We start from the raw sequence: 14,542 nt of genomic DNA, 5'->3' as shown, positions 1-14,542 counted from the left end.
CCGTTGTTTACTGTCACGCGGTTCTTCCTATGCGCCTGGCGCCCTGTGGTTTAATTGCCCCTTCTGATCAAAAGAAGTCTTCCACATGAGCCTGTACCAGCCGAGCACTCCCACGCACGTGCTCATCATCGGTTATGTCTGGCCCGAACCGCGTTCCTCGGCAGCCAGTGGGCACATGATGCAAATCATCGACTGTTTTTTGGAGCAAGGCTGGCAGATCACCTTCACCAGTCCTGCTGCTGCAGGTGAGCACAAAGCTGATCTTTCGGCGCTGGGCATTTGTGAAATCACGATCGAGCTCAACAACAGCAGCTTCGATACATTTATCACCGAGCTTAATCCTGACATCGTATTGTTTGATCGCTTCATGATGGAGGAGCAATTCGGCTGGCGCGTTGAGAAGCACTGTCCGAATGCACTGCGGATTTTAGAGACCGCCGACTTGCAATGCCTACGCGACGCACGTCATCAGCTGCTCAAAGATCACCTCAAGAACAACTCAGAGCCTGATGATTTAACTGAATTTTTCGGATCTCTTTCCCACGGCATTCTGCAACCGATGGCGGACAGTGACGTCGCTAAACGGGAAATCGCCTCGCTTTATCGCTCTGACCTCAACCTGATCATCTCCGACGTAGAAATCGACCTGCTTACAGATCACTTAAATGTTCCACAATCATTGCTGCACTGGTGCCCGTTCATGCTGGCTGACATTCCCAGCCAAGGGCCAGCGTTCGATGAACGTGCGCACTTCCTCACTATCGGCAACTTCCGGCATGCGCCTAACTGGGACGCGGTGCTGTGGCTGAAAACTGCAATTTGGCCATTGATTCGCCAACAGCTGCCGTCTGCGCAACTGCATATCTACGGCGCCTACACCCCACCCAAAGCCACCGCCCTGCACAATGCTGCGCAGGGTTTTCATGTGATGAACTGGGCCGAGGATGCGCTGGAAGTCATGTCCGGCGCCCGCATCTGCCTGGCACCCCTGCGCTTTGGCGCCGGCATCAAGGGCAAACTCCTCGACGCCATGCTCTGCGGCACGCCTAGCGTCACCACGCCCATTGGCGCCGAGGCCATGCACGGCGAACTGCCATGGCCCGGCGCAGTCGCCAGCAGCGCCAACGAGATTGCCGCTGCCGCCGTCGAACTGTATCGCGATGAAACTCTATGGAACGTAGCGCAGGCAAAAGGTTGGGCATTGGTGGCTGCGCGTTATCGCCATCAGCAACACTGCGCTAGTTTGATAACCCGCATCGAAGAGTGTCGAAAAAACCTGCAACAACAGCGCTCAGAGAACTTTACCGGCGCCATGCTCCGTCATCACCTTCACAAAAGTACCCAGTACATGGCGCAGTGGATTGAGGCGAAGAATCGGAACGCTCATTGAATTTGATGGCGGTGTTTGAGGCTGACTTACGTGCGAAATCGCAGCTTCAAATGTAGGAGTATTCCTAAACTCAGGTGAAGTGCAGTCTCGAATATCTTGGCTTGATAAAGTTTTGAGGTTTTCAATCCAAGGATAGATACCCATGCCGATGCCAGCTTCCCCTCCAACCGAATCAGTGGACTCCGATATTTACACAGCCGCTCGCCAGAGAAGCTATTTTCCTAATGGAGCAGCTTTTTTATACTCTTGGTTCTACACAGGTCCGAATCGGGGGCCATGGGATTACAAGCAGATATCCCGAAGCTACGAAGATTTTGGAAATTTCAATTACGGTGCCACAGGTACTGCCATCACGGCCAGGAGCGCGCTCAGCAAGGTTTGCGCAGTAAATACGTATCCATGATCCAGCCTTTTTCGCGTCTGGCCGTTTCACGGACGCGTTTGATGTCAGCGCTGACGTCATTAAGCGGTCCCGAGATCAGGATTTCATCCGGCGTGCCCAGGTACGCCCCCCAATAAATGTGCAAATTGCTGTCGGTCAGGCGATCAAAGGCACAATGGGCGTCGAGCATCACCACCACATTTTCGATGCTGTGGGCGTCTTGCTGCGTTAATCGGCGTCCGGTGGTGATGTGAATTGGCTCGCCAATACGATTCAGCGGCACACGATGCTGAGCAACCAGTGCCTGCACACTGGTAATCCCGGGAATGACTTGATAATCGAATGGCTGAGCACCGCGTGCCAAGACCCGGTCAAGGATTCGCAGGGTGCTGTCGTAGAGTGATGGATCGCCCCACACCAAAAAACCACCCACCTCACCCTCGCCCACTTCATCGGCGATGAGTTGCCCGAACAGCACCGCTCGCTGCTCATGCCAGACTTCAATGCCCGCTTCATAAGACCCCAGATTTTCCAGCCGCACTGGGTCCTGCACTTGCACAATCCTGTAATTATCGTGAGCGATGTAGCGCTCGCATATATCCATCCTCAAACGCAAAAGATCGTCATTTTCATAACCCTTATCGAGCACGAAGAACACATTCGTCTGGTTCATCGCGTTCACCGCCTGAATCGTGATCTGTTCCGGGTGCCCGGCACCAATACCAATCAGCAGGATTTTTTTCATTAAGTAACCACTCCAAATGACGCGTGCTTTAAGCCTATAGACAGTGAACACCCGTTGCGGGGCAAGCAAACAGGGGCAAATTTTGCGGCATTGACGAATCAAAAATGATCGACTGCCTTGCACGTTTGGGTCAAGACGTACAAATTGTCGTCAAAGTCGCACCGCATTCCTGGCGCGAGGGACGGGCTGAAGTAATACTTGCCTGACGGATACATCACTGCGACGAACTACACATGATAAGAACAACAAGAATTACCGACCCATCCTATGAGCTCATGGACGACCATAACGGCCTGTCGATCATCTATCGCGAACATGGTTTCCCATGCCCGCTGGTGCGTTGGCATTTTCACAAGGAATATGAGCTGCATCTGATCGTCGCCAGCTCAGGGAAAGTTTTTGTGGGCGATTACATAGGCAATTTCTACCCTGAAAGCTTGTTTTTGACAGGTCCTAACCTGCCGCATAACTGGATCAGCCAGGTCGACGAGGACGAAGTCGTACCCAAGCGCGACATGCTGGTGAATTTTACCGATGAATTATTTGAAAGCGGCAACCTGGTATTTGCCGAACTCAAAACCCTGGCTCCTCTGCTGGAGCGGGCCCAGTATGGGATCGAATTCCGCTGTAAGCGAACCATCCGTCTGGCCATGAAGCTGATGCAAAAAATTGCCGACAGCAAAGGTATCAGCCGCTTGGGGCATTTTTTCATTTTATTGGAGTTGCTGGCGGCCAGCGATGATATTCAATTGCTGTCGGGCACCAAATCGCCACAATTGCCAGATGAACACAGCGTCGACCGAACTAACCGGGCCGTCGACTATATATTTGCCCATTACGCACGCGAGTTACCACTTGAAGAAGTGGCCGAATACCTAGGTATGAAACCAACGTATTTTTCACGAGTGTTCAAGCAAGCCACAGGCCGTTGCTTTGTGGAATTCGTAAACCGGTTGCGTATCAGCAAATCCTGCGAGCTGCTGGCAGTAGGCGACAAGCCCGTGACCGACGTCTGTTTCGAGTCTGGATTTAATAATATTTCGAACTTCAATCGCCGCTTCCAGCAGCTCAAAGGCATGACTCCCTCGCACTATCGTCGATTAGCCGTGCAACGCCTAACGGAACAAAACCGATACTGAATCACCCCTCTTCATCTCTCGTCAAAAATTTCAAAACCGCTCTATGCTATGCAGCGACGGGACTTCGGTGCTTTTACAGTTACACACTCAGTGCAAAATAGTATTAGTTTGAGTGCTGCGCAGGATTTGTCATTGCACGCCGAGACCGTTGTAATTAGTAGACAGCCTTCCTTACCTCTGGAGGCTACAAAAACAATAACTGACCCTCTGTAGCCTACTGGGCGCGGATGAGGATTAATCGATGAAAACCCCCGCAAAGCTATTACTTGCAAGCACCTGCCTGGCACTCAGCGGCATCGCTTCTGCTGGCACTGTGACCATCGCTACGGTCAACAACAGTGACATGATTCGTATGCAGCGCCTCTCGAAAACCTTCGAGCAAGAACACCCAGACATTAAATTAAATTGGGTTGTGCTGGAAGAAAACGTTCTACGCCAGCGACTTACAACTGACATCGCTACCAAGGGCGGACAATTCGACGTGCTGACTATCGGCATGTACGAAGCCTCACTCTGGGGCCAAAAAGGTTGGCTCGAAGAAATGAAAGACTTGCCAGCCAGTTACGCGCTGGATGATGTGTTCCCATCAGTACGTGATGGTCTGTCGGTCGATGGCAAACTTTTTGCCCTGCCGTTTTACGCTGAAAGCTCGATGACTTATTACCGCACCGATTTGTTCAAGGCTGCAGGTTTGACCATGCCTGAGCGCCCAACCTGGACTCAAATTGCCGGGTTCGCAGCCAAGCTTACGGATAAAACCAAAGAGCAGTACGGCATATGTTTGAGAGGTAAAGCAGGCTGGGGCGAAAACATGGCGCTGATCAGCACCATTGCCAACTCGTATGGCGCACGCTGGTTCGACGAGCAATGGAAACCGCAGTTCGACCAACCTGAGTGGAAAAATGCGCTGAATTTCTATGTTAAAACCATGAAGGATTCGGGCCCTCCAGGCGCTTCCAGCAACGGTTTCAACGAAAACCTGGCGCTGTTCAACAGCGGCAAGTGCGCTATTTGGGTTGATGCCACCGTTGCCGGTTCGTTCGTGACCGACAAGACCCAAAGCAAAGTCGCTGACAATGTAGGTTTCACCTACGCACCGCACGAGGTCACCGACAAAGGATCGGCGTGGTTGTACTCCTGGGCACTGGCGATCCCGACCAGCGCAAAAAACCAGACGGACGCCAAAGCCTTCAGCGAGTGGGCAACCTCCAAGGAATACGCAGCGTTAGTGGCCAAGACTGACGGCGTCGCCAACGTTCCACCTGGCACTCGTGCATCGACCTATAGCGATGCGTACATGGCAGCGGCACCCTTCGCCAAAATAACCCTGGAATCGCTGAAAGCGGTCACACCAAAAACACCGACGCTTAAGCCGGTGCCTTACGTTGGCATTCAGTTGGTGACCATCCCAGAGTTTCAGGCGATCGGTACCTCCGTTGGGCAACAGTTCTCGGCAGCGTTAGTCGGCTCCAGCACGGTGGATGCTGCTCTGGCTTCGGCACAGACCACTACCGAGCGAGACATGAAGCGCGCGGGCTATCCGAAGAAATAGTCACAAATGTTGCCAGTGCCGAGCAGCGTTGCGCTGCTCGGCACCTTGTCCAGGCTGCACCGAGTTTCGGAGTCACCATGAATACTTCTGCCATCAATCCTCGTCTGGATACATCCAGCCCGCCCCCCAAAGCAAAACGCCGTCTGACTAAACCGGGCTGGTATCTGGTCAGCCCCTCTGTGTTGATGTTGTTGGTGTGGATGATCGTGCCATTGGGCATGACCGTTTATTTCTCCACAATTCGGTACAACTTATTGTCGCCTGGCGACCATGAATTTGTCGGGCTGGAAAACTTTACGTATTTCATTACCGACAGCGGGTTTATCCCTGGCGCCACCAACACCTTGTTGCTGGTGGGCAGCGTGCTGGCGATCAGTGTCGTTCTCGGCGTATTGATTTCCGCTTTATTGGAGGCCAGCGAATTTTTCGGTCGCGGCATCGTACGTGTGATGTTGATTTCGCCGTTTTTCATCATGCCGACGGTCAGCGCCCTGATCTGGAAAAATCTGATTTTCCACCCCGTGTCGGGAATTCTCGCAGCGCTCTGGAGGGTCTTGGGCGCGCAGCCGGTGGACTGGCTGGCTCACTTCCCGCTGCTGTCGATCATCATCATTGTGTCTTGGCAATGGCTGCCGTTCGCCATTTTGATCCTGATGACCGCGATGCAATCGCTGGATCAGGAGCAGAAAGAAGCTGCGCGCTTGGATGGCGCCGGTCCTATCGCGATCTTTTGGCACCTGACGTTGCCGCATCTGGCGCGACCGATTGCCGTTGTAATCATGATCGAGACGATCTTCCTGCTCTCGGTATTTGCCGAAATCTTCACCACCACCAACGGCGGGCCGGGCTATGCGTCGACTAACCTTGCCTATCTGATCTACAACCAGGCTCTGCTGCAGTTCGACGTCGGTATGGCTTCGGCCGGCGGCTTGATTGCCGTAGTCATCGCCAACATTGCCGCGATTATCCTGATTCGGATGATCGGTAAAAACCTCACCGACAAGTCATGAGGGCCCTGCCATGATGACGCTCAAACAATCCCGCCGCCTGCAAAGCGTGCTGCTGGGCGCCCTGTCCTGGGCGATTGCAGCACTGATCTTTTTCCCGATTTTTTGGATGGTATTGACCAGTTTCAAAACCGAGATTGATGCTTTCGCCACGCCGCCGCAGTTCTTCTTCACCCCGACGCTGGAAAACTACATCCATATCCAGGAACGCAGTGATTACTTCCACTTCGCCTGGAATTCGATCGTCATTTCTTTCAGCGCCACCCTCATTTGTTTGCTGGTTGCTGTTCCAGCGGCTTATTCCATGGCTTTTTTTGAGACCAAGCGCACTAAAGGCACGCTGCTGTGGATGCTCTCGACCAAAATGCTGCCGCCCGTGGGTGTGCTGATGCCGATCTACTTACTGGCCAAGACCTTCGGCCTGCTGGACACACGCTTTGCGCTGATCGCCATCTACACCCTGATCAACCTGCCGATTGTGGTTTGGATGATTTACACCTATTTCAAGGATATTCCGCCGGATATTCTTGAGGCTGCGCGCTTGGATGGTGCTACCACCGCCCAAGAAATATTCCGCGTTCTCGTTCCTATCTGCAAAGGCGGACTGGCGTCCACGGCGCTGCTGTCATTGATTCTATGTTGGAACGAAGCGTTCTGGTCATTGAACCTGACCTCATCAAACGCGGCGCCGTTGACGGCCCTGATCGCCTCCTACTCCAGCCCTGAAGGGCTGTTCTGGGCCAAGCTTTCTGCGGTCTCGACCCTAGCCTGTGCGCCAATCTTGATCTTCGGCTGGATCAGCCAAAAACAACTGGTTCGCGGCCTGTCTTTCGGCGCCGTCAAATAGATAGTTTCAGCCTCTTTAACGAGAGCAGAACGGAGGCCATATGGCTAACCTGAGCATTAGAAATTTACAAAAAGGCTTCGACGGCCACGAGATTCTCAAAGGTATTGACCTGGACGTTCGCGACCGTGAGTTCGTGGTCTTTGTAGGACCCTCGGGCTGTGGCAAATCAACCCTGCTGCGGTGTATCGCCGGGCTTGAAGACGTCAGTGGCGGCACCATCGAGCTTGATGGACGTGACATTACCGAAGTGTCCCCGGCCAAGCGTGACCTGGCCATGGTGTTTCAAACCTATGCGCTGTACCCCCACATGACGGTGCGTAAAAACATGTCCTTCGCCCTCGACCTGGCAGGCGGTGATAAAGCCGAGGTCGACCGCAAAGTCGCCGAAGCCGCGCGTATTTTGCAACTGGAACCGCTGCTGGAGCGCAAACCGAAACAGCTGTCCGGCGGCCAGCGCCAGCGGGTCGCCATCGGGCGTGCCATCGTGCGTAATCCAAAAGTCTTCCTGTTCGACGAACCGTTATCCAACCTCGACGCCGCCCTGCGAGTACAGACCCGGCTAGAACTGTCGCGGCTGCACAAAGAACTGAAAGCAACCATGATCTATGTGACCCACGACCAGGTCGAAGCCATGACCCTGGCCGACAAAGTGGTGGTCCTAAATGGCGGTAAAGTCGAACAGGTCGGTACGCCCTTGGAGCTCTATCACCACCCGGCCAATCTGTTTGTCGCCGGCTTTCTCGGCACGCCAAAAATGGGCTTCCTCAAAGGCAAGATCACCCGCAGCGACAGCACGGGCTGTGATGTGTCCCTTGATGCCGGTGCCATTGTCAGCCTGCCGTTGAGCGGCACCAGCCTGACGGTTGGCAGTTCGGTAACCTTGGGCATTCGTCCAGAACACTTGAACATCGCCAACGTCGGCGACTGTCAGATACAAGTGATCGCTGATGTCAGCGAGCGACTGGGCAGCGACACGTTTTGCCACGTGCGTACCGCGTCCGGCGAAGCCTTGACCATGCGCATCCGCGGCGATCTTGCCAGTAAGTACGGCGAAACGCTGAACTTGCATCTGGATAGCGCCCACTGCCATTTGTTCGACGCCCAAGGTTTGGTCATCACCCACGCCTTACAGGTCGCCGCTTAAGCATTCGAGAGTTCTGAACATGAAGCTCAACAAGCAAAACCTGTCGCAATTGGATCCGCATGTTGCCCGCCCAGCCTACGCGCCGAGTGAAATCCGTCAAGGCATCGCACACATTGGCGTCGGTGGTTTCCACCGTGCACATCAGGCGTTTTACACCGATGCACTGATGAACACCGGCGAAGGCCATGACTGGAGCATCTGCGGCATCGGCTTACGACCGGAAGATCTCGGCGTGCGCGATGCGTTACAAGGTCAGGACTATCTGTACACGCTGTACGAACTGGGTGACACCGACGACACCGAGACTCGCATCATAGGCTCCATCAGCGGCATGCTGCTGGCTGTCGACGGTATCCAGGCGCTGATCGACAAGCTCGCCAGCCCGCAGATTCGCATTGTTTCGCTGACCATCACCGAAGGCGGCTATTGCATCGACGACAGCAACGGCGAATTCATGGCGCACCTGCCACAGATTCAGCACGACCTCGCGCACCCGGCAGCACCTACCACTGTGTTTGGTTTGCTGTGCGCAGCCTTGGCCAAGCGCCGCCTGAACGGCACGCCAGCATTTACCCTGATGTCTTGCGATAACCTGCCGCATAACGGTGCCGTGGCCCGCAAAGCGTTGCTGGCGTTCGCCACCTTGCGCGACGCCGATCTGCACGACTGGATCGCCTCCAACGTCAGCTTTCCGAACGCCATGGTTGATCGCATCACCCCCATGACCAGCACCGCTCACCGCTTGCAGTTGCATGACGAAAAAGGTATCGACGATGCCTGGCCGGTGGTCTGTGAACCTTTCGTGCAATGGGTGTTGGAAGACAAGTTCGTCAACGGACGTCCGGCCTGGGAAAAAGTCGGTGTGCAGTTCACTGACGATGTAACGCCTTACGAAGATATGAAAATCAAGTTACTTAATGGCAGCCATTTGGCATTAACGTATTTGGGCTTTTTGCAGGGCTACCGCTTCGTCCACGAAACCATGAACGATCCACTGTTCGTGCGCTACATCCGCACCTACATGGACCTGGACGTGACGCCGCAATTGGCCTCGGTGCCCGGCATTGATCTGGAAACCTACAAAGACACGCTGATTCAGCGCTTCTCCAACCAGGCCATCGCCGACCAACTGGAGCGGGTGTGCTCGGACGGTTCTTCAAAGTTTCCCAAGTTTACGGTGCCCACCATCAATCGGCTGATTCTCGATAAGGGCAACCTGGACCGTGCATCGCTGGTGGTCGCAGCCTGGGCGGTGTACCTGAAGGGCAAAGACGAGAACGGCGTGACGTTCCAGATTCCCGACCCGCGCGCCGAGTTCTGTCAGGCGCTGGTAGCCGATGATGTGTTGGTTACCCAGCGGCTGCTTGCAGTGGAGGAGATTTTTGGCGCAGCCATTGCGCAATCGGCTGAGTTCATTGCGTCATTCGAGCACAATTTCAACAGTCTGCGCGAGCTGGGCGTGAAGAAAACCCTGGAAAATCTGTTGGCCAAAAGCGTCTGAGGTGAACCATGTTTCTCGGTATTGACTGCGGTACCCAAGGCACCAAAGCGATTGTGCTCGAGGCCAAGAGCGGTAAGGTGCTCGGCCAAGGCTCCGCGCCGCACACCTTGATCAGCGCAGCCAATGGCCGGCGCGAGCAAGAGGTCTCGCAGTGGCTGACCGCTTTCGAGCAAGCGACCCGCCAAGCGCTGGCGCAAGCGGGCATCAGCGGTTCGCTGATTCAGGCCATTGGCGTCTCAGGTCAACAACACGGATTGGTGTTGCTCGATCAACAGGGCGACGTGTTACGCCCGGCCAAGCTGTGGTGCGACACCGAAACCACACCGGAAAATGATCGGCTCTTGGAGTACCTCGGCGGTGAGGCGGGTTCATTGGCGCGCTTGGGTGTTGCCATCGCGCCGGGTTACACCGTGTCCAAGCTGCTGTGGACCAAGGAGCAGCACCCGGATGTGTTCGAACGCATCGATAAGATTCTTTTGCCTCACGATTATTTGAATTATTGGCTCACCGGCCGCTGCTGCAGCGAGTTTGGTGATGCCTCTGGCACCGGCTATTTCAACGTCCGCACCCGCCATTGGGACTCGGCCATTCTGGAACACATCGACCCCAGCGGTCGGTTACACCGGGCCTTGCCGCAGTTGCTCGACGCCCAGCAATGCGTGGGCACGATTCTTCCCGAAATTGCTCAACGGTTGGGGCTCAACCCTGAGGCGATTGTTTCCAGTGGCGGCGGCGACAACATGATGGGCGCCATCGGCACTGGCAATATCGAACCGGGCTCAATCACCATGAGCCTGGGTTCGTCAGGCACGGTTTACGCGTACGCAGACGAAGCGCAGGTCAGCGATCAAGCGTCGGTGGCAACGTTCTGTTCGTCTTCCGGCGGTTGGCTGCCATTGATTTGCACCATGAACCTGACCAACGCCACCAGCGCTGTCCGCGAATTGTTTGCGCTGGACATCGAGCAATTCAATCGAGCCATTGCCGAGGCGCCCATCGGTGCGCACGGCGTGTTGATGCTGCCGTTTCTCAACGGCGAACGCGTCCCTGCCCTGCCCAATGCCACCGGTAGTATTTTGGGTCTCGACAGTACCAACCTGAACCAGGCGAATCTGTGCCGAGCCGTGGTCGAGGGCACGACCTTTGGCTTGCGCTACGGCTTGGACTTGTTGCGGGCCAGCGGCATCAAAAGCCAGGCGATCCGGCTGATCGGCGGCGGCGCTAAAAGCGCCATTTGGCGGCAGATTGTCGCTGACATCATGGACACCCCCGTCATCGGTACCCAGCACAGCGAAGCGGCAGCGTTAGGCGCGGCGATTCAGGCCGCGTGGTGCTGGTACGAAGAGCAAGGGCAAAATCTCGGGCTAGACTCTTTGTGTCGTCGTTGCGTCAGCCTTGATGCAAGCAGCGAAACTCAACCACTGGCGGCAAATGTCGCGGCTTATCAGCAGGTTTATGACCGTTACCGGGCGTGCTTACAGGAACTTTGAAGTCATTTATGTTTTGGAGCGTTTATGTTTTTAGTGTGTGGCGAAGCACTGTTCGATTTTTTCAGCCAACCGGACAGCGGCGGGCACAGCAGTAGAATCGGATTTCAAGCCGTTGCTGGCGGCTCACCATTCAATGTTTCAGTCGGGCTTAGCCGACTTGGTATCACTACGGCGTTGTTTGCCGGCGTTTCAAATGATTATTTGGGCCGACGTCTGCGAACGGTACTTGACGAAGAAGGCGTGCGCCCCGATTACCTGATTGATTTCGATGCCCCGACCACACTGGCAATGGTCGCCGTGGGTGCTGACGGCTCGCCGCACTACAGTTTTCGCGGTGAAGGCTGCGCCGACCGTCAGTTGGAGCTTGAGCATTTGCCAGTACTAGGCGCGCACGTGCGGGGGATTCACGTTGGCTCTTTTTCATTGGTGGTACGCCCAGTTGCCGATACGTTGCTGGCGTTGGTCAGGCGTGAGAGCACGCAACGGTTGATCAGCCTGGACCCAAATGTTCGTCTTAACCCCGAGCCAGACATTCAACGTTGGCGTGAGCAGATCAACGCCTTCGCTGAGCACGCGCACCTGATAAAAGTCAGCGACGAAGACCTATCTTTGCTGTACCCGGACCTGGACCCACAGACCGTTGCCGAAGGCTGGCTCAGCCAACGCTGCCAGTTGGTATTCTTGACCCGTGGCGCCCAAGGCGTCAGCGTGTTCACCCGCCAACATGGAACCTGGTCGATTGCGGCTCGCAAAGTCGTCACCGCCGATACCGTCGGTGCAGGCGATACTTTCCAGGCGGCGTTGATCACCTACCTCACCGAGCATCAGCTGGACAGCCCATTGGGCCTAGAGACACTGACCCGCCAACAGATCACCGAGATGATGCAGTTTGCAGTGGCAGCAGCAGCATTGACCTGCACAAAGCTAGGACCAGACTTGCCGTATCGGGATCAGCTGACGGGGATATAAGCCGAGTGCTCGAAAAAAAATCAAACCTGAAGCACCATCCACTCGCTGATCGATTGTTTGAGGAATCAACATGAGCCTGTCTTACTACCAACTGTCTGTGCCGGTATTCCTGCGCGGGCTAGATAACTTATCCAAATGGCTGGATAAAGCCGTTGAACACGCTGCAGCCAATGGCATGCCTATCGACGAACTATTGGAATCGCGTCTTGCACCGGACATGTATACCCTGACGGGCCAAATCCAATCTGCGAGCGACGCCTCTAAACTCTGCTCTGCCCGCCTGGCCGGTGTGACCCCACCAAGCTTTCCAGATACCGAAACCACTCTTGAGCAGTTACGTGAGCGCATCACCAACACTCAAGCATTTATCCGCAGCGTAACGCCCGAGCAATACGAAGCCAACGAAGGTAATACCGTAACGCTGAAAACCCCAAGCCAAGAAATAACCTTTAGCCAGCAGGATTACCTATTGAACTTTGCCCTGGCGAACTTCTACTTCCACCTAACCACCGCCTTCGGCATTCTGCGCCATAAAGGCGTGCCTATCGGCAAGATGGATTTCCTTGGCGGGATTTAGTGCGGTGATGACGGTAATATGAAACGTAACCCAATCAGGCGATAGCCGGGCGATATCCAGATAGCGTAACGGGCTGCCCGGCCCTGATTTGGTAACTAGCTATACCGGCTCACCGCCGTCTGGAGGGTTGGGCGATAAGGTACAGCCTGGCCGCTTAGGCTCCGACTGCGCACCTTAGTCAACTGCGCTCGGTTCACCGAAGCAAACGAATAGCCCGCGCAAATGCCGGAGCTTCAGTTTACGGCTTAAGCGATACTCAGTTTGGTAGTGGTTTCATTCGCTGCCTGGGTCAATTTCACCAACGCGCTATTCAGAAATGAATTGCCTTTATCGCCGATGCTTGCGCTAGTGGCAGAGCCTAAGGCACCACTGCCTGAGGCAGCAGCAACCTGCATTTCCGTTTGTTTCTTGATGATGCCGGCGAGTTTTGTTTCTACTTTCGCCGCTGCATCAGGGGACAAGGCCTTAAGGTCAGCCTCAGTCAGCCCCATGCTTTTCAACGCGCCGTAACGCATTTTCTGCGCAGGCGTCATCGCCATGTAGTCCTTGAAGTCATCAGCCGCGCTTTTCGTACCCGTGGTGCCGGTCACACCGCCCGCTGTGGAAACCTGTGCAAGATCGTTGCTGCTGCCGCTGCTGTTTGTCGTATTCACTTGGCCTATCGAGTTCTGCAAGGTAACCATCATTTTTGCAAACGCTTCTTGACGGTTTTGTTCTTGCTGACTCGACGCGCTTGACTGAGCCGACGCGCTGCTACTGCTACCTAAAGCAATCGGTTGAACTGTCGAGTCGCTTAGACTGAGAAAATCGGCTTCGGGCGACTGAGTGGAGGAGCGTACTACCGGAATTGAATAGTCCGTCCTACCGAGGCCACTGATAAAACTCATTTCAGTTACTCCAATAAGTACAGTTTAAAAACACACCTTCAGTGTCGCAGCAAAGCACGTGCCAAATAGGCAACCGCTCTGATACTGAGGCGCTTTACCCAATCAGCAGCCAGTCGTGTTTAGACGCTTACTCAATAAGGGCAGCAGATGGCCGCCGTCGGCAAACGGTTGCCGCGCCGCGACTCGATCTTCGGTTGGAATCAAGTCAGATTATGGGGGACCGCTGCGCGATCCATCGCGAGCGAGTCCACGCTTACAACTTAGTTGAGGCCCTGTTAGAACTCCACTGCCGGAAAATCGACTTCGGTGGCCGCCACATTGTTAAGGTAGTTAGTCAGAGTTAACAGCGCGACCTGAGTGACAACTTCGATGATTTTAGCGTCGGTCAGGCCCGCAGCACGGACAGCAGCGAGGGACTCATCGCTCACGCGTCCTTTGGTGGTCACCACTTCACGGGCAAACACTGTGTAAGGGCTGAGAACACCATCACGGGCGCTGCGGATCGCTTCGGCTGACAACCCCGCCTTGCCACCAAATAAAGTATGCGCGGCCAGGCAATATTCGCAGCCATTGACTTGGGAAGTGGCCAGTGCGATTGATTCACGCTCGACTCCGCTTAGCGAGTTTTTGCCGAAGGCATAGGAAAATTGCAAATAGGCCCCCAGCGCAGCAGGCGAATGAGCCAAGGTTTTGAAAACGTTTGGCACGATGCCGAAACTTTTTTTCACCCCTTCCAAAAGGGGCAGCGATGCCGCAGGTGCGTGTTCGAGGCTGAGAGCAGGGATGCGTGACATGGTGGTTCTCCAGAAAGTTCGGACACTGTGCGGGCCGATGAAGGCTATGCTATGGATAATTCCTGTACCGTCGGATTCAAATCGTCGCCATTATGCGACATATCGTCTAAAAAATAGT

Annotated in this window: 13 protein-coding genes; 10 read left to right on the top strand and 3 right to left on the bottom strand. The window is 54.8% G+C overall.

Annotated features, from left to right (window positions below):
• The first annotated feature begins 85 nt into the window (after positions 1-85).
• Positions 86-1,390, top strand: coding sequence for a glycosyltransferase (locus tag RGW60_RS06875; protein ID WP_322203320.1), 1,305 nt, complete (start codon positions 86-88; stop codon positions 1,388-1,390).
• Between the two features lie 368 nt (positions 1,391-1,758).
• Here the strand turns inward: RGW60_RS06875 and cobF are convergent, their stop codons facing one another.
• Positions 1,759-2,517 (bottom strand): precorrin-6A synthase (deacetylating), encoded by a 759-nt coding sequence (gene cobF, locus RGW60_RS06870; RefSeq protein ID WP_322203319.1) that lies wholly within the window; start codon positions 2,515-2,517, stop codon positions 1,759-1,761.
• 233 nt (positions 2,518-2,750) lie between these two features.
• Between cobF and RGW60_RS06865 the strand changes: the two genes are divergently transcribed.
• The 9 genes from RGW60_RS06865 to RGW60_RS06825 all read left to right on the top strand — a co-directional run bounded on the left by RGW60_RS06865 (position 2,751) and on the right by RGW60_RS06825 (position 12,743).
• The gene (locus tag RGW60_RS06865; protein WP_322203317.1) at positions 2,751-3,656 is read left to right on the top strand and encodes an AraC family transcriptional regulator; all 906 of its coding nucleotides are present in this window, start codon (positions 2,751-2,753) and stop codon (positions 3,654-3,656) included.
• Between the two features lie 241 nt (positions 3,657-3,897).
• On the top strand, positions 3,898-5,208 hold the full coding sequence (locus RGW60_RS06860; protein ID WP_322203314.1) for a sugar ABC transporter substrate-binding protein: 1,311 nt from the start codon (positions 3,898-3,900) through the stop codon (positions 5,206-5,208).
• Between the two features lie 77 nt (positions 5,209-5,285).
• The gene (locus RGW60_RS06855; protein WP_322203312.1) at positions 5,286-6,218 is read left to right on the top strand and encodes a sugar ABC transporter permease; all 933 of its coding nucleotides are present in this window, start codon (positions 5,286-5,288) and stop codon (positions 6,216-6,218) included.
• A gap of 10 nt (positions 6,219-6,228) precedes the next feature.
• Complete coding sequence (locus tag RGW60_RS06850; RefSeq protein WP_322203310.1) at positions 6,229-7,062, top strand: carbohydrate ABC transporter permease; 834 nt, start codon at positions 6,229-6,231, stop codon at positions 7,060-7,062.
• 40 nt (positions 7,063-7,102) lie between these two features.
• Positions 7,103-8,206 carry a sn-glycerol-3-phosphate ABC transporter ATP-binding protein UgpC gene (locus RGW60_RS06845; protein WP_322203308.1) on the top strand — a complete coding sequence of 368 codons (1,104 nt, stop codon included), beginning with the start codon at positions 7,103-7,105 and terminating at the stop codon, positions 8,204-8,206.
• A gap of 19 nt (positions 8,207-8,225) precedes the next feature.
• Entirely contained in the window at positions 8,226-9,707 is a 1,482-nt protein-coding gene (locus RGW60_RS06840) for a mannitol dehydrogenase family protein (RefSeq protein WP_322203306.1), read from the top strand.
• 8 nt (positions 9,708-9,715) lie between these two features.
• Positions 9,716-11,197, top strand: a complete 1,482-nt coding sequence (gene xylB / locus RGW60_RS06835) for a xylulokinase (RefSeq protein WP_322203304.1) — start codon at positions 9,716-9,718, stop codon at positions 11,195-11,197.
• 24 nt (positions 11,198-11,221) lie between these two features.
• Positions 11,222-12,166 carry a carbohydrate kinase gene (locus RGW60_RS06830; protein WP_322203302.1) on the top strand — a complete coding sequence of 315 codons (945 nt, stop codon included), beginning with the start codon at positions 11,222-11,224 and terminating at the stop codon, positions 12,164-12,166.
• A gap of 70 nt (positions 12,167-12,236) precedes the next feature.
• The gene (locus RGW60_RS06825) at positions 12,237-12,743 is read left to right on the top strand and encodes a DUF1993 domain-containing protein (protein ID WP_322203300.1); all 507 of its coding nucleotides are present in this window, start codon (positions 12,237-12,239) and stop codon (positions 12,741-12,743) included.
• A gap of 245 nt (positions 12,744-12,988) precedes the next feature.
• On the opposite strand, the gene RGW60_RS06820 is transcribed toward RGW60_RS06825, so the two are convergent.
• Together RGW60_RS06820 and RGW60_RS06815 are read right to left on the bottom strand one after the other, a co-directional pair.
• Entirely contained in the window at positions 12,989-13,630 is a 642-nt protein-coding gene (locus tag RGW60_RS06820) for a hypothetical protein (protein WP_322203298.1), read from the bottom strand.
• A gap of 275 nt (positions 13,631-13,905) precedes the next feature.
• On the bottom strand, positions 13,906-14,424 hold the full coding sequence (locus tag RGW60_RS06815) for a peroxidase-related enzyme (protein ID WP_322203296.1): 519 nt from the start codon (positions 14,422-14,424) through the stop codon (positions 13,906-13,908).
• Positions 14,425-14,542 lie beyond the last annotated feature (118 nt).

This window comes from Pseudomonas sp. AB6 (assembly GCF_034314105.1).
In the GTDB taxonomy this organism is placed as follows: Bacteria; Pseudomonadota; Gammaproteobacteria; order Pseudomonadales; family Pseudomonadaceae; genus Aquipseudomonas.
Note: the sequence above shows the minus strand (reverse complement) of the source record. Positions and strands in the feature narration are given on the sequence as shown.

Coding starts and splice junctions, on each gene's coding strand:
- RGW60_RS06845 (WP_322203308.1), top strand. CDS start 7,103: ATGGCTAACCTGAGCATTAGAAATTTACAAAAAGGCTTCGACGGCCAC.
- RGW60_RS06855 (WP_322203312.1), top strand. CDS start 5,286: ATGAATACTTCTGCCATCAATCCTCGTCTGGATACATCCAGCCCGCCC.
- cobF (WP_322203319.1), bottom strand. CDS start 2,517: ATGAAAAAAATCCTGCTGATTGGTATTGGTGCCGGGCACCCGGAACAG.
- RGW60_RS06865 (WP_322203317.1), top strand. CDS start 2,751: ATGATAAGAACAACAAGAATTACCGACCCATCCTATGAGCTCATGGAC.
- RGW60_RS06875 (WP_322203320.1), top strand. CDS start 86: ATGAGCCTGTACCAGCCGAGCACTCCCACGCACGTGCTCATCATCGGT.
- RGW60_RS06840 (WP_322203306.1), top strand. CDS start 8,226: ATGAAGCTCAACAAGCAAAACCTGTCGCAATTGGATCCGCATGTTGCC.
- RGW60_RS06825 (WP_322203300.1), top strand. CDS start 12,237: ATGAGCCTGTCTTACTACCAACTGTCTGTGCCGGTATTCCTGCGCGGG.
- xylB (WP_322203304.1), top strand. CDS start 9,716: ATGTTTCTCGGTATTGACTGCGGTACCCAAGGCACCAAAGCGATTGTG.
- RGW60_RS06830 (WP_322203302.1), top strand. CDS start 11,222: ATGTTTTTAGTGTGTGGCGAAGCACTGTTCGATTTTTTCAGCCAACCG.
- RGW60_RS06850 (WP_322203310.1), top strand. CDS start 6,229: ATGATGACGCTCAAACAATCCCGCCGCCTGCAAAGCGTGCTGCTGGGC.
- RGW60_RS06815 (WP_322203296.1), bottom strand. CDS start 14,424: ATGTCACGCATCCCTGCTCTCAGCCTCGAACACGCACCTGCGGCATCG.
- RGW60_RS06860 (WP_322203314.1), top strand. CDS start 3,898: ATGAAAACCCCCGCAAAGCTATTACTTGCAAGCACCTGCCTGGCACTC.
- RGW60_RS06820 (WP_322203298.1), bottom strand. CDS start 13,630: ATGAGTTTTATCAGTGGCCTCGGTAGGACGGACTATTCAATTCCGGTA.